Below are 22,397 nucleotides of genomic sequence, written 5' to 3' on the forward strand. Positions count from 1 at the left end.
CGGCCCGGGAGTCAGCCGACCGAGCCGTAGAGCCAGTTGCCGGTCGCGTCGGCGTCGGGGCTGAGGTAGTACTCGCGGACGGCCGCCAGCAGTTCGCCGACCGAGAGCTTGCCGTCACCGTCGGCGTCGAGCCTGCGGAAGGCTTCGGCCCGGTCCCCGGGCGCGGTACGGAAGACGTCCTGCCACGCCTCGAACTCCCGCTCGTCCACCGCGCCGTCCCCGTCGGTGTCCAGCAGCGCGCACACCGCCTCCGCCAGGGGCCGGAACGCGGTGTCGAAGTTCCCGGGATCCTCGACGAAGGCGCCGGTCATGGCGGACCGGTACTCGTCGCGGCTGAGCCGCTGGTCCCCGTCCTGGTCGGAGACGGCGACCAGGGCGTCCCAGAAGCGGGCCATGCCGTCCATCAGCGCGATGCCCTTGGGCGAGGTGACGGGCTCGCCGAACTTGGACAGGAGCTGGGCCCCCAGGGTGAGCAGGTCCTCCCGGTCGACGGAGCCGTTGTCGTCGGTGTCGAAGTGCCCGAAGCACACATCGATCTTGCGGTGGAGCAGGGGCGTTCCGGAGAGCGTGGTCATGTGTCGGCCTTTCTGCTGCTGCCGGGCTGTTCCGGCAGGGGGATAGGGGCGGGAGAGACCGCCCCGGGATCCGGGAGGGCCCCGGCGGCGGCGAGATGGTCGAAGGGGTCGAAGGCATCACCGCTCCCGCCGGCGACGCTGATGCCCTGGAGGCGGGTGGTGCGCAGGAAGGGGATGTTGGCCTCGCCGAACACACCGCCCGACAGGCCGGTGCCGCCGGCGACGGGCAGCACGGGGAGGGTCCCGACGTGGCTGTCGTTGACCTTCAGCACACCGCCGTTGGTCACCTCGTCCGTGAACCGGTGGATGACCCGCGGGTCCCGTGCCCACAGCGAGTTGCGCAGCCCGTAGTGGTTGGCGTCGACGAAGGCGAGAACCGAGTCCAGCAGCGGGTCGTCCGTACCGCCCTCGGGCGCCGGGGCCGGGGCGGGCTCCGGGACGACCACGCACATGAGCGGGAAGAAGGTCTCCTCGGTGACGGCCTCCATCGTCGCCGCCCGCTCCAGGCCCCGTACGCGCAGCAGCGCGGGGGTGACGAACGGTCCCCGGAGGGAGGGGCGGCCGTGCACGTCCACCACCTCGCCGCCGCAGAGGAGTTCGGCTCCCCGGGCGACCGCGTCGTCCAGCACGTCCCCGCACCGGTTCCGGTTGATCACCGGGGTGAGGACCACCTCGGGATCGTCGGCCGGACCCACCCGCAGCGCGGCCACCTTCCGGCGCAGCCGCTCCGTGAAGTCGTCCGCCACGGCGGGGTGCACCAGGGCGAACTTCGGTGCCAGGCAGAGCTGTCCGGACCCGAGGTAACGCTCCAGGGCCGCCGTCACGGCCCCGTCGAGGTCGGCGTCCCGCCAGACCACGAGGGCGTCGTTCCCGGCCAGTTCCAGGATGGGCTTCTTCCCGTGTTCCAGGCAGGAACGGGCCAGCTCGGCGCCCTGGGCCGAACCGCCGAAGAAGAAGATGTCGTCACAGTTCGGTGAGGCGAGCCAGGTGCGCAGCGTCGGGCGGGCCGGCGCGCACAGCACGCTCAGCGTGCCCGGTGGCGCCCCGTACTCGGCGAGCAGCGGGGCGACCAGCTCGTGGAACACGTAGGCCACGCTCAGCGGTACCGTCGGCGGCGCGTTGACCACCAGGGCGTTGCCCGCCGCCAGGGTCGGCACCCCCGACAGGGCGGTGAGCATCGGGGCGTTGCGCGCCGGATCGAGGCAGACCACCCCGTCGGGCTTGCGCACCAGCCGCACCAGCCGCCCCGCCTGGCTCCCCTCCCAGAACATCGCGGCGCGGGCGTGGGCGACCGAGTCGGGGTGGGTCACGTTCAGCGCGGCGGACAGCTCCCACCGGCCCACGGGCAGCGGGTGCCCTTCCGCGACGAGCACCGCCAGGAGTTCCCCGGCCCGCTCCCGCAGCCGGTGGTGGACGGCGCGGACGAAGTCCAGCCGCCGATCGAGCGGGATCCGCGCCCAGGCCGGCTGCGCCTCGCGGGCGGCGGCCAGCGCCACGAGGGCCTGCTCGCCCGTGGAGCGCGCGACCCGGCCGACCAGCCGGGGGTCGTCGTGGTCCGCCGGGGTGGCGCGGTCGTGGTCCAGGCGCGCCTTGAGCGCCACCGTCTCGTAGGTGTCGAGCAGCATGGCGCCGCTCCTCGGCCAGTGCACCCAGCTCGCGCCGGGCGCCGGCGCGCCGGCCAGCAGGACGGGATAACTCAGCGGCTCGGCGCGGGAGGTCTGGGGGGAGGGATTCACGCGGGGGATTCTTCACACCGGCGCCCGGGTTCCGTCTCCGTAGGAGTCGATATTCCCCTCGAACAGGGGAACCCCAACCTGTTCCCGGCCGGCGCGCCTTACAGGCGTGGTAACGGGCCTGCGGGGCCGGCCCCGGCCCCCGGCCCCACTCCGGCAGCTCATCCCAGATCGTGTGGCCCGGTGGACGCGTCGAAGGGTCAGCGGGCTTTCCCGCCGCCAGGCTCGGGGGCCGCGGCACCGTCGTGAGCGGCCGTGGCGCGTACGCCGGCGTCACGCAAATGAGACCGGAAGCTGCTATTTTCCAGCCACGATGTTCCCGGGCGAATAGCCGAAACAGCCCGCCGCCATCAAGCCGGAGTCGACGGAAGGCCCTGCACACAAACTCAGGGTGCGCAACTAACGCCATCCCTCAAGTGACACCTGAGAACTGCCGTGCAGGTAATGATGGAGAGCACTGGCAGTTGTGTCGACGAAGGCGTCGGGGATGGCGTTGGCATCGACCCAGCGGACCTGGGAGTGCTTGCGGGGTTCGCGGTTTTCGGGTTCGCCGGTCCATTCGTGGGCGGCGAAGACGACCGTGAGGAAGCCGTTGGGGGCTTCGACGCCCCAAGCGCCGTGGATGATGTGGGCGACCTTGAGCGACTCGGGCTTCACAGTGAGGCCAGTCTCCTCGTAGAGCTCACGGACCGCGGTCTCCGTGATGGGTTCGCCCGGTTCGCTCTTGCCGACGGGGAGATCCCACATGCCTTGGGCGAACTTGGCATTCTCGCTGCGCTGGAGGAGGACGACGCGGTTGGTGGCCTTGTCGTGGACGATGACGGCGGCGACCAGCAGGGTCATCGATTCGAGCGCAGGCTTGAGTGCCTGGGAGCGGTCGTCGGTCTGCTGGGCCACGGTGTTCCCTTCGTCGGGCGGGTTGTTGGGCATGTTAGAAGCCGTTGCTCTATCGATCTTGGTGAGCGTGAGTTCGAAATCGTCGACTCGGTCGGGTGATCTTCTGACTGGCCGGGCATGGGAGCGGGGCCTCCCGTACAGCTCGTGGGTGTCGAATCCAACCGAGCAACAGGAGGCCCCTGGTGCTGCAGTCTTCCGTGCCGGCGCTGATGTCGTCCAACTCGGATTCCCTGTCGTGTGATTGTCTCGCTCACCGGTTCGGGAGCGCCGGGGGTCGGCCGTACAGGCGGCCGAAGTATCCGTCGGACATGAGCGATGCGGAGTGGGCGGTCGTGCGTGACGCGATGCCGGTTCCCGGCTGGCTGGAGGGCCGCGGCGGGCAGCCGGAGAGCTATTGCCACCGGCAGATGGTCGACGCGGTGCGCTACCTGGTCGCGGGCGGCATCACCTGGCGGGCGATGCCCGCGGACTTCCCCGCGTGGGACCGTGTCTACGCCTTCTTCCGGCGCTGGCGGGACAAGGGCCTGGCCGCCGAGTTCCACGACCGGCTGCGTGACCGGGTCCGTATGGCTGCGGGCCGCGGTCCGGAGCCGACGGCGGCCGTCATCGACGCGCAGTCGGTGCGGGGAGCCGCGTCGGTGCCGGCCGCGACCAGGGGCTTCGACGGCGGAAAGAAGATCAACGGCCGCAAGCGGCACATCGTGGTGGACACCCTCGGACTGCTGCTGGCCGTGATGGTGACCGCGGCCTCGGTCACCGACCGGGATGCGGGGCAGACCCTGCTGATTCGGCTGCGTGAGCGGCACTGGCACCTCACGCGGGTGTGGGCCGACGGAGGCTATACCGGCCGCCTGGTCGACTTCGCCCGCGGTGTCCTGCACGTCGCGCTGACGGTGGTCAGACGCAGCGACGACACCAGCGGCTTCACCGTGTTGCCGAAGAGGTGGCTGGTGGAGCGCACGTTCGCGTGGCTGATGCACTCACGCCGACTGGCCCGCGACTACGAGAGGCGCACCGACACCTCGGAGGCGGTGATCCGGTGGTCGATGAGCATGGTCATGAGCCGTCGGCTCGCCCGGCGGGCACGCTGAAGAGCCCCGGTCGTTCCTCCGCCGGCCAGCCCCGTGCGGCCAGACGCTTCGCCTTTGACCGCGTCCCTTCCACCTTCGCCGGGACCGGCTCCAGCCCGACAGCCGCCGCGAGCCGCCGGCAGTCCATCGCCTCCCCGTGCTTCCCGGTCCCACCGGCCAGGACTTCCATGATCCGCTGGCAGTCCGGTGCGAGAACCGTCGGGGCGAGTCCTTCCTGCCAGTGCGGCACCACCGAACCGGGCACCGCCGCCGTGACCTGCACCTGCCGTTCGCCGGCCACCACGACGGGCGGGACCGACTCGCCACCGCGAGGCTCCGCCAGAACCCCGCCCACCGTCTCACGGGCGATCACGAACCGCTCCCACACTGCCTCGGCCTCCCGTAACTCGGCCTGAAGGGCCTCCACCCGCTGCCGAGCGGCGCGTTCACGATCCTCCAGCAACCCCATCACCGACGGCATCCCGGCACCTCCCCGAAGAGACGACACGACACCTCGTCCCTGCCGCCGAAACACCGCACCTACACCTGACCAGCGGAAACGCACCCGTCACTCTCGGAAAGACAACAGCTTCTCATCGCCGCCACCACAGCCCAAGGCCACAAGGCATCGCTCGGAACCACACAAGGCGCGCCCCCACCCCACCGGCGCCGCAAGGCACCACCGCACTTCTCCATCACCGCCCAAGGCGAAAGTGTCGGATTCCTCGTCCTCCAAGAACAGGACCGCAGCGAACACGTCCCCACAGAAAAGGAACTCGCCGACGCCAAGAAGCACTCATGGATGCGCATCCCCCGCTTCGACTACACCCCCTCCAGCCGCCTACGCTTCATACTCCGCGGCGGCAGCCCGCACCGTGCAAGCGAATGGGCGGATCTCCCCGACCGGCCTCTGGAAGAACAACTCGCCGAGATCGTGCAGGAAGTCGGAATCCGCGGCGAGGCCGCAGAACGCAAACGCCTTGCAGACCAGCAAGCCAGAGAGGTACAGCAAAAGCGCTGGCAAGCCGCCATGCAGGAAGCCCACGCCGCCTACACCCACGCCTACCGCGTCAAACAGCTCGGAGAACAGGCAGACACCTGGTACCAGGCCAGGCGCCTGACTGAATACGTCGCAGCAGTAGGCGTCCATGCCACATCACTTCCGCCTGGGCAGGAGCGGACCGAGGTCGATGCGTGGCTCGCGTTCGCGGACGCGCACCTCCAAAACCTCACCGAATCGGCCTCAGCGCCGAAACTGCCCACGCCGCCGAAACCCAGCGGCGACGACCTCAAGCCCTTCCTCGGTCACTGGAGCCCCTACGGACCCCGCTCCTACTGAGCCGGACCAAGGGAAATCACACTGCCACGAGCCGGACCCGCTCGCCGCACAGCTTGGCCATGTCGTCAATATCGGAAGTCAGCATGACCACGGGGCGGTGCTGTCGCAGCGCGGCCTCGGCGACGGCCGCATCGATCGCGTACTTGTGTCCGTGCAACCCGGCATTCATCAGCAACTTCGAGGCAGCCCTCGCCTCCTCGTCACCGACCGGGACGACTCGCAGCCCGGAAAGCACCCAGTTCAGGCGTGACTTGTTTGTACGGGCGTGGACGGCCTCGATGATGGTGAGCGCACTGATCACGACCTCCATGCCGCGCGAGCGCGCCTCAGCGATCAGAGCCACCACCTGTTCTTCGTCAGCGAGCAGCTTCGAGAGTCCCTCGCTGTCGAGGACGAGCGTCCCCTCGTGACTCAGCCTGCGGCGGGCCACTCGGCCTCCTCGGCGAACACCTCGTCGAAGACCTGCCGCGCCCGCTGACGAGCCGGCTCGGAGACCGGCCCCTTGCGGCTCTCGTAACCCGCCAGGTACTCGTCCAGGACCTGCCCCCGCAGCTCACGCTCGACCGCCTCGGCGATGAACGCGGAGAACTCCCGCTTGCCCACCCGCGCCCGGATCGCCTCCGCGGTCCCCTCCGGCAGCGACAAGCTCACCCGCGTCGCTGGCCCTTCCCCGATGCTGTACGTCGCCTCAGCCATACCCCCGATTGTGTCAAACGAGTAGGAAAAGCGCCACGTCCGCACTACCTTCACAGCTCGGTCAGCGCCCCGCTCACGCAAATCCCAGCACGGGCACCCCCATCCCATCCCAGCACGATCCCAGCACGGGAAAAACAAAGGGCCCGACTCCGAAGAGTCGGACCCTCTCTGACCTGCATGTTTGCCAGATCAGCAACGTGGTGATATGTCAGCCGCTACACGTTGAAGCGGAACTCCACCACGTCGCCGTCCTGCATGACGTAGTCCTTGCCCTCCATGCGGGCCTTGCCCTTGGCGCGGGCCTCCGGGACCGAGCCGCACTCCACCAGGTCCTCGTAGGAGACGATCTCGGCCTTGATGAAGCCCTTCTGGAAGTCGGTGTGGATGACACCGGCCGCCTCGGGGGCCGTGGCGCCCTTCTTGATCGTCCAGGCGCGGGCCTCCTTGGGCCCGGCGGTGAGGTACGTCTGGAGGCCCAGGGTGTCGAAGCCGACGCGGGCGAGGGTGGCCAGGCCCGGCTCGTCCTGGCCCATGGACTGGAGGAGCTCCAGCGCCTCGTCGTCGTCCAGTTCGATCAGCTCGGACTCGATCTTGGCGTTGAGGAAGATCGCCTCCGCGGGGGCGACCAGCTCCTGCTGCTCCTTGCGGAAGGCCTCGTCGACCAGTTCGTCCTCGTCGACGTTGAAGACGTAGAGGAACGGCTTGGTGGTGAGCAGGTGCAGGTCGTACAGGAGGCGGCCCTGGTCGGACTCCCGGGTGATCCCGGCGGCGAAAAGGGTGCGGCCCTCCTCCAGGATCGCCTTGGCCTCCTCGACGGCCGTGAGCACCCGCGCCTTCTCCTTCTGCAGCCGCGCGTCCTTGGTGAGGCGCGGGAGCACCTTCTCGATCGTCTGGAGATCGGCCAGGATCAGCTCGGTGTCGATCGTGTCGATGTCGCTCCTGGGCGAGATCTTCCCGTCGACGTGCACGACGTTCTCGTCCTTGAACGCGCGGATGACCTGGCAGATCGCGTCCGACTCACGGATGTTCGCCAGGAACTTGTTGCCCAGGCCCTCGCCCTCGGAGGCGCCCCGCACGATGCCCGCGATGTCGACGAAGTCGACGGTCGCCGGGAGCTTGCGCGCCGAGCCGAAGATCTCGGCGAGCCGGTCCAGGCGGGGGTCGGGGACGCCCACGACGCCGACGTTCGGCTCGATCGTGGCGAAGGGGTAGTTGGCCGCCAGGACGTCGTTCTTGGTCAGGGCGTTGAAGAGGGTCGACTTGCCGACATTCGGCAGGCCGACGATTCCGATCGTGAGCGACACGTGGCGACTTCCCGGAGCGAGAGCGTGGGCGGGCTGGACGGGCCCCGACCGGGGCCGGCCATCCAGTCTACGGCGCCGGCTCCCGGGACCCGCCCGGCCTCCGGGGCGCCCGAAGCAACTGCTGCCCCGCCCGGCCTCCGGGCCGCCGGTGGCACCGCTGCCCGGCCCGGGTGACCGGGCCGCTCCCGGTCCGTCCTCCCCGTCGCTCCCGGGTCCCGCTTCCCGGCCGCCGCCGGTCCCCCTCCCGGGCGCTCGCGGTCGCCCGTTTCCCGGTCCGGGTCCCCGACGGCCCGGCCGGACCCGGCGCACCGGCCTCGCCAGGCGCCTCCCGGGCGGCCGGCGCCCGCCGGTCCGCGGCCGGCCCCGGGCCGTCGGGGACCCACCCGCCGGCGCCATGGCCACAGCTGCGTCGCCTCCCGGCCATTGCGCCGCCGGCCGGGCGGATGATCGGCTGAAATGATGGCGGTCCCGGGACCGCTCGCGTGTCCCGGGCCACATTCCCGGCCCCCGGCCGCCTACGTTGGTCGCGTGGATCAACCGAGCACCCACAGCGACGAGCGCACACCCTCCCGGCCCGCGCCACTGCCCCGCCCCGCGCGCGGCGGCCCGGGGGAACCCCGGCAGGCCCCGGCCGGTGCGCCGGGCCACGACGTCCCGGCCCGGTCCACCGGCAGGGGCCGCGGACGGTCCGCGTCCGGCCCGGCCGATGCCGGAGACGCCGCCGGGGCCACCGAGCCGCCGGGAGCCGCCGGGCCCGCGGCGGTGTACCGGACCGGGCCGGGGCGCCCGGCCTCCCCGATGCTCACCGTCCTCCGGCGGCTGCGCTGGCTGCGCCGGATGCCCGGCCCGCGCCTCACCGGGCTGGGCTGCGGGCTGCTGGCCGTCGTCCTGATGGTGGTCGCGGGGACCCTGAACGGGCTGCTGGCCGGCGCGTCCCCCGACGCGTACGGGGTGACCTTCCTCGTCGCCTCCGTCATCTGCGCGCTGTGGGTACGGCCCGCGGAGCTGAGCGCCGCGCCCGTCGCCATGCCGATCGCGTTCTTCCTGGGGCTGGTGCCGATGGGCGACCGGGGGCCGCTGACCGACCGGCTCGTGGAGCTGGTGACCGCGCTCGCGACCAACGCGCTCTGGCTGTACGCCGGGACGCTGCTGGCGGTGGCCACCGTGCTGCTCCGGAAGGTGGTTCTGCTGGCCGCGCGGGCCGCGCGCCGGGCGGCGGAGAGGCCCCACCCGGCGGACCCGGCGCCGGACGGGCCCGGCCCTTCCGTGCCCTGACCGCGAGCACCATGGGCCCGGGCAGCGGCCCCGGGCCGCACTCCACCCCGCCGTCCCTCAGCACCGTCCCTCAGCACCGCCCCTCAGCACCGCCCCTCAGCACCGCCCCTCAGCACCGCCCCTCAGCACCGCCCCTCAGCGCCGCCCCTCAGCGCGCGGCCGCCGCGGCGGTCATCGCGGCCCCGACGATGCCCGCGTTGTTCTTCAGCTCGGCCGGCACCATCTCCGCGCGGACGCCCTCGATCCGCGGCAGGAACTTGTGCGCCTTGCGGCTGATTCCGCCGCCGAGGATGAACAGCTCGGGCGAGAAGAGCATCTCGACATGGCGCAGGTAGCGCTCCAGCCGCCGCGACCACTGGGCCCACTTCATCCCCTCCTCGTCCTTGACCCGCCCGGCCGCGCGGGTCTCCGCGTCGTGGCCGTCCAGTTCGAGGTGGCCCAGCTCGGTGTTGGGGACGAGGTGCCCGTCGGTGAAGACTGCGCTGCCGATGCCGGTGCCCAGCGTCAGCACGATGACGGTGCCGCGCCGGCCACGGCCCGCGCCGAACGCCATCTCGGCCACGCCGGCCGCGTCCGCGTCGTTCAGTACGGTGACCGGCAGACCCAGCCGGTCGGCGAGCAGGGCCCGGGTGTCGCGGCCGATCCAGCCGGGGTCGACGTTGGCGGCGGTGCGGGTGGTGCCGTCGGTGACGACGCCCGGGAAGGTCACGCCCAGCGGTCGGGTCCACGCGAAGTGCCCGACGACCTCGGCGACGCACTCCACGACCGCCTCCGGCGTCGCCGGCCTGGGGGTCAGCACCTTGTGCCGTTCCTCGGCGAGATCCCCGCGGCCGAGGTCGACCGGGGCGCCCTTGATCCCGGAGCCGCCGATGTCCACGCCCAGGACGGGACGGGGGCGCGCCCCGGCCGCTCCGGGCGCGGGGGCCGTCGCCACCTTCGGCGCCGGGGCCGCGGAGCCGGCGTCCCGGCCGGCGGACGGCGCGGCACCGCTCGTCTGCGGTCTCTGACTCTCGGCGGGCTGTGTCCCGGAAGTAGCGGCCATGCCCCCAACTTAGAGCGTGGACCGCCGCGGCAGGAGGACTCCGGCGGCCCCGGATCCCGCCACCTCGACGGAGGGCCCGTGGGCCGGGCCCGGACGGGGCGGCCGGCGCCGCGCGGCCCTCGCCGGTGGCCGGCCGGCGGCGGGAGGACGGCGGTACGGCCACCAGCGGCCAGGGCGGCCCGCTTTCCCCCGGCCGGGGCGGGGCCACGGACCGCCGAAGACACCCGGGGCAGTGCCACGGACCAGCGAAAACAGGCGACGGCATCGATCCCGGCACGCCCCCTCCCCCTCGCCCACGGACGAGGGGGCGGGCGCACCAGCGGAAGGCCCGCCCGGGGCGCGCCCGGGCCGGATCAGCTCACCCGGGACGCGCCGGAGGACGGCAGCAGCGGGAGGGTGCCGGTGCCCGGGTCAGGACGAGCGTGCGTCCGTACCGCCGCCGGCCAGCGCGGCGGCCTCGGCGCGGAGGTCCCGCCGGAGCTCCTTCGGGAGCGAGAAGGTGATGCTCTCCTCCATCGGCTGGACGATCTCGACGTCCCCGTAGCCGCGCTCGGCCAGCCAGTCGAGGACCCCCTCGACGAGCACGTCCGGCACGGAGGCGCCGGAGCTGACGCCGACCGTCCGCACACCGTCCAGCCAGGCCTCGTCGATCTCCCCGGCGTTGTCGACCAGGTGGCCGTCCCTGGCTCCGGCGCCGATGGCGACCTCCACCAGCCGCACCGAGTTGGAGGAGTTCCTGGAGCCGACCACCAGCACCAGGTCCGAGTCGGCCGCGACCTGCTTCACGGCGATCTGGCGGTTCTGCGTGGCGTAGCAGATGTCGTCGCTGGGCGGGCTGATGAGCTGCGGGAAGCGGTCCTTGAGTGCGTCGACCGTCTCCATCGTCTCGTCCACGGAGAGGGTGGTCTGGGAGAGCCAGACGACCTTGGAGGGGTCGCGGACCTCGACGTTCTTCACGTCCTCCGGGCCGTCGACCAGGGTGATGTGCTCGGGGGCCTCGCCGCTGGTCCCGATGACCTCCTCGTGGCCCTCGTGGCCGATGAGGAGGATGTCGTAGTCGTCCTTGGCGAACCGGACGGCCTCCTTGTGGACCTTCGTCACCAGCGGGCAGGTGGCGTCGATGGTCGCCAGCTTGCGGGTGGCGGCCTCCTCGTGGACGACGGGGGCCACGCCGTGCGCCGAGAAGATCACGATCGAGCCCTCGGGGACGTCCTCCGTCTCCTCGACGAAGATCGCGCCCTTCTTCTCCAGCGTGCGGACCACGAACTTGTTGTGGACGATCTCCTTGCGCACGTAGACCGGCGCGCCGTACTGCTCCAGCGCTTTCTCGACGGCGATCACCGCGCGGTCCACGCCCGCGCAGTAGCCACGGGGGGCGGCGAGCAGGACGCGCTTGCGGTCGGCGGGCTGCGGGGCGTCCGCGCTCGTCGGGGCGGGGTCGGGCGACGGGCTGGGCGTAGCAGTCATACGTTCATCGTAAAGCCGGGAAGCGCCCGGCACGGTCCGGGTGCGGGCGCGCCGGACGGCGCCGCCCGGGCGCCGGACGCCGGGGCGCCCGCGCCGGCACCATGGGCGGAGAGCCGGTGGGCGGGGCGTGCGGGGGAGGCCGCCGGACCGGCCGGGAAGGGTGGCGGACCGGCCGCCGGCCGGAACCACGGGAAACGGCAGCGGCCGGGCCGGACCACGGGCGGCCGGACCGGCGGACCGCTGACGGCGCTGACGGCGCAGACGGCCGGACGGACCGGCGGACCGGCGGACCGGCAAGCACGCGCGGGACGGCTCGCCGGGCCGCTCTGTCGGCGGGGCCCGCTAGCCTCCCTCCCATGGCACTCACCACCTCCGCCGACGCCCCGGTCCCCGTCGGTGAGGTCTCGCGGCTCATCGGCAGCTGGATCGACCGTCTCGGCGCCGTCTGGGTCGAGGGGCAGATCACCCAGCTCTCGCGGCGGCCCGGGGCGGGCGTGGTCTTCCTGACCCTCCGTGACCCCTCGCACGACGTCTCGATCGTCGTCACCTGCTTCCGCGCGGTCTTCGACCAGGTGGCGGACGTGGTCACGGAGGGCGCCCGGGTCGTGGTGCACGCGAAGCCCGAGTGGTACGCGCCGCGGGGGCAGCTCTCGCTGCGCGCCGCGGAGATCCGCCCGGTCGGGGTCGGCGAGCTGCTGGCGCGGCTGGAGCGGCTGAAGAGGTCCCTGACCGCCGAGGGCCTGTTCGCGGCGGGGCGCAAGCGCGCGCTGCCGTTCCTCCCCCAGCTCATAGGGCTGGTGTGCGGGCGGGCCTCGGCCGCCGAGCGCGATGTCCTGGAGAACGCCCGGCTGCGCTGGCCCGCGGTCCGCTTCGAGGTGCGCAACGTCGCGGTGCAGGGGGTGCACGCCGTGCCGCAGGTGATCGAGGCGGTGCGCGAGCTGGACGCGCACCCCGGGGTGGACGTGATCATCGTGGCCCGCGGTGGTGGCAGCGTGGAGGATCTGCTGCCTTTCTCGGACGAGCAGGTGGTGCGGGCGGTGGCCGCGTGCCGCACCCCGGTGGTGTCGGCCATCGGGCACGAGCCGGACACCCCGCTGCTCGATCTGGTCGCCGATCTGCGCGCCTCCACACCGACCGCCGCGGCGAAGCTGGTGGTGCCGGACGTCGGCGAGGAACTGCAGCGCGTCCGTCAGCTCCGCGAACGGTCCCTGCGCGCGGTGAACGGCCTGCTGGACCGCGAGGAGCGCGGACTGGCCGCGGCCCGCGCCCGGCCCTGCATGGAGCGGCCGCACCGGATGGTCGAGGAGCGGGCCGAGCGGATCACCGAGCTGTGCGACCGGTCGCGCCGCACCCTGGGGCATCTGCTGGACCGTGCCGACTCGGAGCTGACGCACACCCGGGCCCGGGTGGTCGCCCTCTCCCCCGCCGCCACCCTGCGCCGCGGCTACGCGGTGCTTCAGCGGCCGGACGGCGCCGTGGTACGGGTGGCCGCGGAGGTCCCGCCGGGCGAGCGGTTGCGGGCCCGGGTGGCGGACGGGGAGCTGACGGTCGTCGCCGCCGGGGAAGCGCCCGGCGCGGAGGCACCGGCGGCGACGGAACTCCCCGGCGGGACGCCGACGCCGGCCGGGGCTCCCGGCGCGGGCGGCGGCGCCGACGGCTCCGGTGGCCGGGCCGGCGGCGATGTCGGCGGCGGATCGTAGGGTGGGCGCATGACGGAGACCGGGAGCGGGGCCGCCGCGCCGAGCGACACCTTGGGCTATGAGCAGGCGCGGGACGAGCTGATCGAGGTCGTGCGCCGGCTGGAGGCGGGCGGGACGACCCTGGAGGAGTCACTCGCGCTCTGGGAGCGCGGGGAGGAGCTGTCGACGATCTGCCGCCGCTGGCTGGACGGCGCGCGGGCGCGGCTCGACGCGGCGCTCGCCGAGCCCTCGGAGGCGGAGACCGGGGCGGGCGACGGCGCCCGGGGCACCACCGAGGACGGCTGACGGCCGCCGGGCTCCCAGGGGCCGCCGGGGACCGCCCGGGACCTCACTGCACCGTGCCCCGCACTTCCACGGCCGGGGCGGCGCGGGGTTCCCCGCGGCCGGGTGCGGTGCCCGATGGGCGTATGCCCCGCAGGTCCCGAGGATCCGGTGCCACGCGGGGCCCGGCGGGCCCGGAGGTCCGGCGGGGCGCCGCACACCGGCCGGCGCGGAACGGGGAGCGCCGGCTTCCCGGCCGGGTTCGCCGCCCGGGCCCTCGCCCCGGGCCAGGGCTGTGGGTCACATCACAGGGCGCAGGCGGAATGCCTCGCGATAGTTGAACGCTAATCCACCTTGTCAGGGCGGGGCCCGGCCCCGCGGACCGATAGAACGAACAAGGTGAGTCCCCATGACCCTCGCGCTCGACACGGCCGCCCAGAACCTGCTCTTCCGCGAGGCCCGCACGGCCAACGCGTTCACCGACGAGCCGGTGACCGACGAACAGGTGCGCGCGATCTACGACCTGGTCAAGAACGCGCCGACCGCCTTCAACCAGCAGCCGCTGCGCGTCGTCCTGGTCCGCTCCCCCGAGGCGCGTGAGCGGCTGGTCGGCCACATGATGGAGAACAACAAGCCGAAGACCTCCACCGCCCCGCTGACCGCGATCCTCGCCACGGACCACGAGTTCCACGAGGAGCTGCCCCGTCTGCTCCCCTTCGCGCCGGACCTCAAGGACACGGTCTTCGGCGAGCGCCCCGTCCGTGAGCAGCAGGGCTCCTTCAACGCCTCGCTCCAGGTCGGCTACTTCATCCTCGGCGTCCGCGCCGCCGGCCTCGCGGCGGGCCCGATGACCGGGTACGACGCCGCCGGCATCAACAAGGACTTCTTCCCCGACGGCAACCACGCGGTGCTGACCGTGGTCAACATCGGCCGTCCGGCCGAGAACGCCTGGTTCCCCGAGCGCCTGCCGCGCCTGGACTACGACGAGGTCGTCACCACCGTCTGACCCGAGGCCGGCCCGGCCCTCGCCGCCGTCACACACACCCGTCAGCCCGCTCCGATGTCACCGGAGCGGGCTGACGCGTCCCGGTCCCGCCGGCCGCGGCCGGCCACCGGCTCTCCTCGCCGGCCGGCCGCCCGCCGGTCAGGTCAGCCTGTGCCGGAGCTGCGGAGCGCGGCGGCCATCGTCTCCAGCCGCTCGCCGGAGGCCGTGCCCATCACGACCGTGGTGTGCCCGTCCTCCTCGCGCACCAGGGCGTTGTACTTCTCGCCCTCCCAGCGGACCCACTCCTCGCCGCGGATGCTCCGGACGGTCTCCGTCCGCTCCGCGCCACGGCTCACGGCGGTGACGAACTTGCTCGCCGGGGCGTCGCTCTGCTCCACGGCCACGTACTCGCGGTCCGGGTCGAGGAAGCCCAGGTGCCAGGCGGCGCCGTGCGAGCTGTCCGCGGTGTAGGTGACCGAGGTGGCCTTCCAGCTGTCCGGCAGCCCTTCGGGCGCGGCCAGCGGATAGGGGGCCGCGCGTTGGGCCGATTGCAACTCGACCGAGTAGTCCACCCGCTGAAGCGGGTCCGTTGAGTCGTCGTGCGGGATGAATACGTAGATCCCGGCGGCGAACAGAACGATCACCGCCATCGACAGCACCATGTCCCGCACCGTCTGCCTGCCACGTCCACTTGCCACCCCTCCATCGTCCCTCATGCCGTGGCGGACCCGTCCCCCGGCCCCCGGCGCCCCGCCGGACGGCGGGCCGGGGCCACCCGGAGGCGCTCAAACGTGGGGCGCTCTGCTCAGATTGCGAATGAACGGATAAAGTCTCATTACCTTCAACATCCGGCCGTCGCCGTACAGAAAGGTGCGCTCCGATGACCGAAAACCATCTGCCTCCCGCTTTGGATGTCGAGCCCGAGCACCCCGACCGCAACCTCGCCCTGGAGCTGGTCCGGGCTACGGAGGCCGCGGCGATGGCCGCGGGGCGGTGGGTCGGGCGCGGTGACAAGAACGGCGCGGACGGTGCCGCCGTCAAGGCCATGCGGGCCCTGGTCCACACGGTCTCCATGAACGGCGTGGTCGTGATCGGCGAAGGCGAGAAGGACGAGGCGCCGATGCTGTTCAACGGCGAGCGCGTCGGGGACGGCACCGGCGCGGAGTGCGATGTGGCCGTGGACCCGGTGGACGGGACGACCCTCACCGCCAAGGGCATGAGCAACGCGGTCTCCGTGCTGGCCGTCGCCGACCGGGGCACGATGTTCGACCCGTCCGCGGTCTTCTACATGGACAAGCTGGTCACAGGACCGGACGCCGCCGACTACGTGGACATCACCGCCCCGCCCGCGGTGAACATCCGGCGGGTCGCCAAGGCCAAGCGGAGCGAGCCCGAGGACGTCACGGTCGTCGTGCTGGACCGGCCGCGGCACGACGGGATCGTCCAGGAGATCCGGGAGACCGGCGCCCGCATCAAGTTCATCGCGGACGGTGACGTGGCGGGCGCGATCATGGCCGTCCGGGACGGCACCGGTGTGGATCTGCTGATGGGCATCGGCGGCACCCCCGAGGGCATCATCGCGGCCTGTGCGATCAAGTGCCTCGGCGGCACCATCCAGGGCAAGCTGTGGCCCAAGGACGACGCGGAGCGGCGGCGCGCCCTGGACGCCGGCCACGACCTGGACCGGGTACTGCACACCGCCGACCTGGTCAGCGGCGAGAACGTGTTCTTCGTGGCGACCGGCATCACGGACGGCGAGCTGCTGCGCGGGGTGCGGTACCGGGGGGAGACGGCCACCACCCAGTCGCTGGTGATGCGGTCGAAGTCCGGCACCATCCGGCAGATCGACTCCACCCACCGGCTGAAGAAGCTCCGCGCCTACAGCGCCGTGGACTTCGACCGCGCCCGCTGAACACCGCCCCCGGAACGGTCCCGCCGCCCACCGCGCCGGACGCGCGCGGACCCGGAAACGCGGCGGGGCGGAAGCGGGTGGGCACACACCAAGGGGCGCCCTGTGCGGGGGCGCCCCTCACCTGGCGTCACCTACGTCGCGCGGGCACGTTCTCGGCTGCGGGCGCACGGCCCCGGGTGCGTCCGGATCACGGACGCGCGGCTCCACGGGTACCGGGCTCGCAGATGTACGGCTCCACGGATGGCGGGCTCACGGAGGTACGCTGCACGGTCTCCGGGCCCGCGGAACTGCCGGGCGCACCGGCCCGGCGTCGGTCATCCCCTCCGGCCGGACCGTCCGGGAATCCGGCGCCTCACCTCGGTGGGCCCGGGAACCCGGTTCATCCGGCGGCGGCGACACCCGATATCGCCGGGCGCGCGGCCTTCTGCAGCTCGGCGTCGCGACGCCGGCGGCGGGCAAGCACGACGCGGCGCTCGGCGGCGGTCAGCCCGCCCCACACCCCGTAGGGCTCCGGCTGCAGCAGAGCGTGCTCGCGGCACTCGACCAGCACGGGGCAGCGGGCGCACACCCTCTTCGCCGCCTCCTCACGCGACAGCCGGGCGGCCGTCGGCTCCTTCGAGGGCGCGAAGAACAGCCCCGCCTCGTCCCGGCGGCACACCGCCTCCGCATGCCAGGGGCCGTCCTGCTCCCGCGCGGAGGTGCGCGGCGGCGGCACGACGGCGGCCTGCGGGGGGTGATGCGGCGTTTGCAGCACGGTCCACTCCTGACAGCTACGAAGGGTCACCCTTGCCTGTCTCCCTTCGCACGACCATTTGCACCCCCATGCCGCACGAGAGACGACTCGACTGTCCCTACCCGCTGTACGCGCGCCTATTCACACCGTGGCGAACCGATCCCGGCGATTCCCGCCGATCCTCCCTGCGGAGGTTCAGTCCAGCTCGCGGCGGATGCGATCGCGAAGGTCCTTGAGGCGCTTGCCGCGCTTGGGCCGGACGTCCACCCCGCCGAACACCGCGAACCCGGTGACCACCACGATCGGCGCGCCGGGGTCCTCGGCCTCCTGCGTGCGCACGTCGAAACCGCCGAAGATGCCGGTGCCGGTGCCGCGCAGGGTCACGTTCTCCGCGACCTTGACGTCCACGCCGCCGAAGACGGCCGCGGCCCGGATGACGATCTGCTGCTGCTCGAACACCGCCTCGGTCAGATCGATGTCGACCCCGCCGAACAGCGCGAACGCCCGGGTGACCGGACCGACCCGCCAGCGGCCCCGGCGGCTGGCGCCGCCGAAGACGGCCACGAGGTTCTCGGCGGCCGCGTCCGTCGGCGAGTGCGGGGCCCCGGCGGGGGCGGGGCGGTAGGAGGAGCCGTACGGGGGGCGCCCGCGGTCGGCCTCGGTGGGCAGGTCCTGGATGAGGGGCTCCAGTTCGCCGACCGTCTTCGCCCGGTAGACCAGGTCGATCCGCTCGGCGTGCTCCTCGGCGGTGAGCCGGCCCTCGGCCATGGCCTCCCGCAGGATGTCCGCGACGCGGTCGCGGTCCCGGTCCGCGGCGCGCAGCGCGGAGGGGCCGGAGAGGGCGGGGGCCGCCGGAGCCGTTCGCGGCGCGGGGGCGGGGGCGGGGGCCGCCCCGTCACCACCGCGGGCGCCGCCGGCCGCGTCGCCCCCCTCCTCCTTGGAGAGGCGGACGGGACCCGGTGCGGGTGTGGTGCCGGCCTCCGGCGTGCCGGAGGGGCCCGGCGCCGCCGGGGCGGCGGGCGGTTCGGAGGGAGCCGCCGGGGCGGCGGGCGGTTCGGAGGGATCAGGGGTTCCGGGGGCCGTCCCCCGTGCTGCGGCATCCACGTCCGCCAGCGTACCCACACGCGATAGATCGCGACCAGGCCGGGGACGGACCGGGTGCGACCGACCTCACGGACCGGGTGTCCGCGGGCCGTTCTAGGCTGGACGGGCCCGCGGACACCCGGTGCCGGCGGCGACAGCAGAAACGGCCGAGACGACCGACGCGGCGGAACCGCCGAGACGAGGAACACCGACCATGCCCGAGTTCGCGTACACCGATCTCCTCCCCCTCGGCGAGGACACCACGCCCTACCGCCTGGTGACCTCCGAGGGCGTGAGCACCTTCGAGGCGGACGGCCGGACGTTCCTGAAGGTCGAGCCCGAGGCGCTGCGCGCGCTGGCCGCCGAGGCCATGCACGACATCGCGCACTACCTGCGGCCCACCCATCTCGCCCAGCTCCGCCGCATCCTGGACGACCCCGAGGCCTCCCCCAACGACCGCTTCGTCGCGCTGGACCTGCTGAAGAACGCCAACATCGCCGCGGCCGGGGTGCTGCCGATGTGCCAGGACACCGGCACGGCCATCGTGATGGGCAAGCGCGGGCAGCACGTCCTCACCGCGGGGCGGGACGAGGAGGCGCTCTCCCGCGGGGTGTACGACGCCTACACGAAGCTGAATCTGCGCTACTCGCAGATGGCCCCGCTGACGATGTGGGAGGAGCGGAACACCGGCTCCAACCTCCCCGCGCAGATCGAGCTGTACGCCACCGACGGGGGCGCCTACAAGTTCCTCTTCATGGCCAAGGGCGGCGGCTCCGCCAACAAGTCCTTCCTCTACCAGGAGACCAAGGCCGTGCTCAACGAGAAGAGCATGATGCGGTTCCTGGAGGAGAAGATCCGCTCGCTGGGCACGGCCGCCTGCCCGCCGTACCACCTGGCGATCGTCGTCGGCGGCACCTCCGCCGAGTACGCCCTGAAGACGGCCAAGTACGCCTCCGCGCACTACCTCGACGCCCTCCCCGCCGAGGGTTCCCCCACCGGGCACGGCTTCCGCGACAAGGAGCTGGAGGAGAAGGTCTTCGAGCTGACGCAGAAGATCGGCATCGGCGCCCAGTTCGGCGGCAAGTACTTCTGCCACGACGTGCGCGTGGTGCGGCTGCCGCGGCACGGCGCGTCCTGCCCGGTGGCCATCGCGGTCTCCTGCTCCGCCGACCGGCAGGCGCTCGCCAAGATCACCCCCGAGGGCGTCTTCCTGGAGCAGCTGGAGACCGACCCGGCGCGCTTCCTGCCGGAGACCACGGACGAGCAGCTCACCGAGGGCGCCGGGCCCGACCTGGCGGCCGTGCGGATCGACCTGTCCCGCCCGATGGACGAGATCCTCGCGGAGCTCACCCGGCACCCGGTGAAGACCCGGCTCTCCCTCACCGGCACGCTCGTCGTCGCCCGTGACATCGCGCACGCCAAGATCAAGGAGCGGCTGGACGCGGGCGAGGAGATGCCGCAGTACCTCAAGGACCACCCGGTCTACTACGCCGGCCCGGCCAAGACCCCCGAGGGCTACGCCTCCGGTTCCTTCGGGCCCACCACCGCGGGCCGGATGGACGCCTATGTGGAGCAGTTCCAGGCGGCCGGCGGCTCCAAGGTGATGCTCGCCAAGGGCAACCGCTCCCAGGCCGTGACGGACGCCTGCGCCCGGCACGGCGGTTTCTACCTGGGCTCCATCGGCGGCCCGGCCGCCCGGCTCGCGCAGGACTGCATCAAGAAGGTGGAGGTCCTGGAGTACGAGGAGCTGGGCATGGAGGCGGTCTGGAAGATCGAGGTGGAGGACTTCCCGGCGTTCGTCGTCGTGGACGACAAGGGGAACGACTTCTTCGCCGACCCGGCGCCGGAGCAGCCCTTCGTCACCAGCATCCCGGTGCGCCGCGCCGACTGACGGCCACGGAGGGCTTCCGCCGCCGCGGAGAGCCCCTGACCCCTGGCCGGGGTCAGGGGCTCTCGCCGTCACCGCCGTGTCTCACCCGGGACGCACCGGGAGGACCGGAGGCCCCTGGACGCGGCGGCTCCGGGCCGCGCCCGGCCCGCCCGCCACCGGAGTCGCCCCACGCGGACCGTTCAGGAGGCGTCGAGGGCCGGTCCCGCGATCCTGGTCCGCAGGCGGTTGAGATCGTCCATGCGCCCGCGCGACTCCCCCCGGTTCGCCTTCGCCAGATGGAGCACCAGGGAGTGGGCGAGCACCAGGCCGGCCGTGAGTTCGCTGGCGGAGTTGTGCGTGGTCTCCGGAGTGCTGAGGACCACGTCGGCCTTGCCGTCGAGCACCATGCCCAGCGCCTCCGTGACGACCACCGTCCCGACCCCGGTCTCCCGCGCGTGGGCGAGGGCCGCGTCGATCTCCCGGAACAGGCGGACGGGGGCGAACACCACGAGGACGTCGCCCCGCCGGAACCGGAGGAGGTCGTCGGCCAGCCGGAAGCCCGTCGTCGTCATCGCCGTGGCCTCCAGCCCGATCCGGACCAGCGAGAGGGCCAGGAAGTCCGCCAGCGAACCGGCGGGGCCGAACCCCAGGGTCCAGACCCGCTCGGACGAGGCGAGCAGGGTGAAGGCGGCGTCCCAGGCATCCCCGACCCGGTCGGTCCCGAGCATGCCTATGACGTCCACCGAGTCCCGCACGGCGATCGCGAGGTCGTTCTCCCCGCCCGCGTGGGCGATCCGGTCCTCCAGGATGTCCGCGGCCGTGCGCCGTGAACTGCCCAGGATGAGGCTCTTCCGCAGCTCGGAGAAGCCGGCGTAACCGAGGGACTGGGCCGTGCGGATCACCGTCGCGTCGCTGGCCCGGGCGAGCTTCGCCACGTCCGCCGCGGACGAGGCCGCCACCTGCTGGGGGTTGGCGAGCATGTACTCGGCGACCCGGCGCTCCTGGGGAGACAGATGGCCGGTCGCGGCCGTGACCCGCTCCAGCAGCGTCCTGCCCGTCGATGAATCTTCCACTACAGTATTGACCCTTCTTTGAGGCAAACGCTACAGTCATGGGTGTTGAAGATCACGACTCCGCGGAATCGGCGGGTCAACCATACGCTGCGGCCGGCAAAGGCCCCGGCGAGAACCTGAGAACCGACGAGGCACCGGCCCCGGAGCCGGGCCGCGGTGAAACCTGGAATTCCGCCGCCCCGGAACCGCCGCGCGGTGATCGCCCCGGAAGAACCAATCGCTTTCTCTCCCCAGCCGTACGAGAATCATGCGCGACGAAAGGCACGGCGTGAGCGCGAAAAGAGTGACCGTTGTCGGAGCGGGAATCATCGGAGTCTCCTGCTCCTACCGGCTCGCCCGCTACGGTGACGTCCAGGTCACGCTGGTGGACCCGTCCCTCCCGGGCGGGGGCACGAGCAGCACCGGCATGGCATGGCTCAACGCGAGCAACAAACGACCCCGGGACTATTTCGAGCTGAACTACGCGGGGGTACGCGAGTACCACCGGATGAAGGAAGAACTCGATCTCGACTGGATACACCTCAGCGGCTCGATCGCGAGTGAACGCTATACACCCAACCTCCCTTCCCGCCTTGATGAGTTGGAGGGATGGGGATATCCGGTGGAACGCGTCCGCGGAAAGGAGATCGAGGAGAGATTCGGCATCGGCATACGGGTGGGGGACCCGGAGGAACTCTTCGCCCACTACCCGGCCGAGGGGTGGATCGACGTCCCCGGCGCCCTGTCCTACATGATGGCGGAAGCCGCCCGGGGAGACTTCTCCTACCGGTTCGGCTGCCCGGTGACCTCCGTCGAGCGGACTCCGGGAGCGTTCCGCGTCACCCTGGGGGACGGCACGCAGTTTCTCTCCGACTACGTGGTCAACGCGGCCGGCCCGAAGGCCGACCGGGTCGCCCGGATGCTCGGCAGGCACCTCCCCCTCGCCCCGACCAAGGGGCTGACGCTGCGGCTCCACGCGCCTGACACCGCGATCGAGAAGGTCGTCCTCAGCGAGGCCGTGGACATCCGCCCCGACGGCCCCGAGTGCTTCCGCATCCACAACAACGCGGTGGACGGACTGATGGCGCAGGGCGCCGCCACGGACCGCCCAGAGCTGGTCGCCGAACTGTTCGGCCGGGCCGTGGAGGTCGTCCCGGAGCTCAAGGCGGCGCGCATCGTCGCGGAGTACTTCGGCATCCGGCCCATTCCCGCCGACTCGTTCTCCTCCATCGGCGAGGTCGCCGGACTCCCCGGCTATATCGAAGCGGTCACACACAGCGGCGTCACCATGGGCCCGCTCGTCGGCGGCATGGTCGCGGACCTGGTCCGCACGGGGAACCGCAGCGAACTGCTCACCAACCGTTTCTCGCCCAGCAGATTCACCGAAGAAGAGGACTTCTGAC

The 22,397-nt window shown here is 72.4% G+C and carries 22 protein-coding genes; 9 read left to right on the forward strand and 13 right to left on the reverse strand.

The window, feature by feature from the left end:
• Window positions 1–11: 11 nt before the first annotated feature.
• From HCK00_RS07900 to HCK00_RS07910, 3 genes are all read right to left on the reverse strand, one after another.
• Window positions 12–575, reverse strand: a complete 564-nt coding sequence (locus HCK00_RS07900) for an EF-hand domain-containing protein (protein ID WP_168101087.1) — start codon at window positions 573–575, stop codon at window positions 12–14.
• Window positions 572–2,311 (reverse strand): aldehyde dehydrogenase family protein, encoded by a 1,740-nt coding sequence (locus HCK00_RS07905; protein ID WP_311765202.1) that lies wholly within the window; start codon window positions 2,309–2,311, stop codon window positions 572–574. The genes HCK00_RS07900 and HCK00_RS07905 overlap by 4 nt, the downstream gene beginning before the upstream one ends.
• 396 nt (window positions 2,312–2,707) lie before the next feature.
• Window positions 2,708–3,238 carry an NUDIX domain-containing protein gene (locus tag HCK00_RS07910; RefSeq protein WP_168101088.1) on the reverse strand — a complete coding sequence of 177 codons (531 nt, stop codon included), beginning with the start codon at window positions 3,236–3,238 and terminating at the stop codon, window positions 2,708–2,710.
• A gap of 275 nt (window positions 3,239–3,513) precedes the next feature.
• On the opposite strand from HCK00_RS07910, the gene HCK00_RS07915 reads away from it, so the two are divergent.
• Window positions 3,514–4,296, forward strand: a complete 783-nt coding sequence (locus HCK00_RS07915) for an IS5 family transposase (protein WP_168101089.1) — start codon at window positions 3,514–3,516, stop codon at window positions 4,294–4,296.
• On the opposite strand, the gene HCK00_RS07920 is transcribed toward HCK00_RS07915, so the two are convergent.
• Window positions 4,262–4,756 (reverse strand): hypothetical protein, encoded by a 495-nt coding sequence (locus HCK00_RS07920; RefSeq protein WP_168101090.1) that lies wholly within the window; start codon window positions 4,754–4,756, stop codon window positions 4,262–4,264. The genes HCK00_RS07915 and HCK00_RS07920 overlap by 35 nt on opposite strands.
• A 321-nt stretch (window positions 4,757–5,077) precedes the next feature.
• On the opposite strand from HCK00_RS07920, the gene HCK00_RS27455 reads away from it, so the two are divergent.
• Window positions 5,078–5,614, forward strand: coding sequence for a hypothetical protein (locus HCK00_RS27455; RefSeq protein WP_240965367.1), 537 nt, complete (start codon window positions 5,078–5,080; stop codon window positions 5,612–5,614).
• A 16-nt stretch (window positions 5,615–5,630) separates the two neighbouring features.
• On the opposite strand, the gene HCK00_RS07930 is transcribed toward HCK00_RS27455, so the two are convergent.
• The 3 genes from HCK00_RS07930 to ychF all read right to left on the reverse strand — a co-directional run bounded on the left by HCK00_RS07930 (window position 5,631) and on the right by ychF (window position 7,614).
• Window positions 5,631–6,044: a PIN domain-containing protein gene (locus tag HCK00_RS07930; RefSeq protein WP_037661709.1), complete on the reverse strand. Its 414-nt coding sequence runs from the start codon at window positions 6,042–6,044 to the stop codon at window positions 5,631–5,633.
• Window positions 6,026–6,310, reverse strand: coding sequence for a hypothetical protein (locus tag HCK00_RS07935; RefSeq protein ID WP_168101091.1), 285 nt, complete (start codon window positions 6,308–6,310; stop codon window positions 6,026–6,028). The genes HCK00_RS07930 and HCK00_RS07935 overlap by 19 nt, the downstream gene beginning before the upstream one ends.
• Before the next feature lie 215 nt (window positions 6,311–6,525).
• Window positions 6,526–7,614: a redox-regulated ATPase YchF gene (gene ychF, locus HCK00_RS07940; protein ID WP_168101092.1), complete on the reverse strand. Its 1,089-nt coding sequence runs from the start codon at window positions 7,612–7,614 to the stop codon at window positions 6,526–6,528.
• A 528-nt stretch (window positions 7,615–8,142) separates the two neighbouring features.
• On the opposite strand from ychF, the gene HCK00_RS07945 reads away from it, so the two are divergent.
• Window positions 8,143–8,889, forward strand: a complete 747-nt coding sequence (locus HCK00_RS07945; RefSeq protein ID WP_311765203.1) for a DUF6542 domain-containing protein — start codon at window positions 8,143–8,145, stop codon at window positions 8,887–8,889.
• 148 nt (window positions 8,890–9,037) lie between these two features.
• Here the strand turns inward: HCK00_RS07945 and ppgK are convergent, their stop codons facing one another.
• A complete protein-coding gene (gene ppgK, locus HCK00_RS07950) occupies window positions 9,038–9,931 on the reverse strand; it encodes a polyphosphate--glucose phosphotransferase (RefSeq protein ID WP_168101093.1) in 894 nt (297 codons plus the stop codon).
• A 411-nt stretch (window positions 9,932–10,342) separates the two neighbouring features.
• A complete protein-coding gene (locus HCK00_RS07955) occupies window positions 10,343–11,398 on the reverse strand; it encodes a 4-hydroxy-3-methylbut-2-enyl diphosphate reductase (RefSeq protein ID WP_168101094.1) in 1,056 nt (351 codons plus the stop codon).
• A gap of 356 nt (window positions 11,399–11,754) precedes the next feature.
• Between HCK00_RS07955 and xseA the strand changes: the two genes are divergently transcribed.
• From xseA to HCK00_RS07970, 3 genes are all read left to right on the forward strand, one after another.
• Window positions 11,755–13,098: an exodeoxyribonuclease VII large subunit gene (xseA, locus tag HCK00_RS07960; RefSeq protein ID WP_168101095.1), complete on the forward strand. Its 1,344-nt coding sequence runs from the start codon at window positions 11,755–11,757 to the stop codon at window positions 13,096–13,098.
• 9 nt (window positions 13,099–13,107) lie between these two features.
• Window positions 13,108–13,383 (forward strand): exodeoxyribonuclease VII small subunit, encoded by a 276-nt coding sequence (locus tag HCK00_RS07965; protein WP_168101096.1) that lies wholly within the window; start codon window positions 13,108–13,110, stop codon window positions 13,381–13,383.
• A gap of 385 nt (window positions 13,384–13,768) precedes the next feature.
• Complete coding sequence (locus tag HCK00_RS07970; RefSeq protein ID WP_168101097.1) at window positions 13,769–14,365, forward strand: malonic semialdehyde reductase; 597 nt, start codon at window positions 13,769–13,771, stop codon at window positions 14,363–14,365.
• 143 nt (window positions 14,366–14,508) lie between these two features.
• Here the strand turns inward: HCK00_RS07970 and HCK00_RS07975 are convergent, their stop codons facing one another.
• Window positions 14,509–15,042 carry a DUF4245 domain-containing protein gene (locus HCK00_RS07975; protein ID WP_168101098.1) on the reverse strand — a complete coding sequence of 178 codons (534 nt, stop codon included), beginning with the start codon at window positions 15,040–15,042 and terminating at the stop codon, window positions 14,509–14,511.
• 182 nt (window positions 15,043–15,224) lie between these two features.
• On the opposite strand from HCK00_RS07975, the gene glpX reads away from it, so the two are divergent.
• Entirely contained in the window at window positions 15,225–16,256 is a 1,032-nt protein-coding gene (gene glpX / locus HCK00_RS07980) for a class II fructose-bisphosphatase (RefSeq protein ID WP_168101099.1), read from the forward strand.
• A 379-nt stretch (window positions 16,257–16,635) separates the two neighbouring features.
• Here the strand turns inward: glpX and HCK00_RS07985 are convergent, their stop codons facing one another.
• Together HCK00_RS07985 and HCK00_RS07990 are read right to left on the reverse strand one after the other, a co-directional pair.
• Window positions 16,636–17,010 (reverse strand): WhiB family transcriptional regulator, encoded by a 375-nt coding sequence (locus HCK00_RS07985; RefSeq protein ID WP_168101100.1) that lies wholly within the window; start codon window positions 17,008–17,010, stop codon window positions 16,636–16,638.
• 174 nt (window positions 17,011–17,184) lie between these two features.
• Window positions 17,185–17,811, reverse strand: a complete 627-nt coding sequence (locus HCK00_RS07990; RefSeq protein WP_168101339.1) for a DUF1707 SHOCT-like domain-containing protein — start codon at window positions 17,809–17,811, stop codon at window positions 17,185–17,187.
• Window positions 17,812–18,286: 475 nt separating this feature from the next.
• On the opposite strand from HCK00_RS07990, the gene HCK00_RS07995 reads away from it, so the two are divergent.
• The gene (locus HCK00_RS07995; protein ID WP_168101101.1) at window positions 18,287–19,963 is read left to right on the forward strand and encodes a fumarate hydratase; all 1,677 of its coding nucleotides are present in this window, start codon (window positions 18,287–18,289) and stop codon (window positions 19,961–19,963) included.
• A 179-nt stretch (window positions 19,964–20,142) separates the two neighbouring features.
• Here the strand turns inward: HCK00_RS07995 and HCK00_RS08000 are convergent, their stop codons facing one another.
• Window positions 20,143–21,015: a MurR/RpiR family transcriptional regulator gene (locus tag HCK00_RS08000; RefSeq protein WP_168101102.1), complete on the reverse strand. Its 873-nt coding sequence runs from the start codon at window positions 21,013–21,015 to the stop codon at window positions 20,143–20,145.
• Window positions 21,016–21,298: 283 nt separating this feature from the next.
• Here HCK00_RS08000 and HCK00_RS08005 point away from each other — a divergent pair, with 283 nt between their 5' ends.
• Window positions 21,299–22,396, forward strand: a complete 1,098-nt coding sequence (locus tag HCK00_RS08005; protein ID WP_168101103.1) for an NAD(P)/FAD-dependent oxidoreductase — start codon at window positions 21,299–21,301, stop codon at window positions 22,394–22,396.
• Window position 22,397: the final 1 nt, after the last annotated feature.

This window comes from Streptomyces zingiberis, from assembly GCF_012034935.1.
In the GTDB taxonomy this organism is placed as follows: domain Bacteria; phylum Actinomycetota; class Actinomycetes; order Streptomycetales; family Streptomycetaceae; genus Streptomyces; species Streptomyces zingiberis.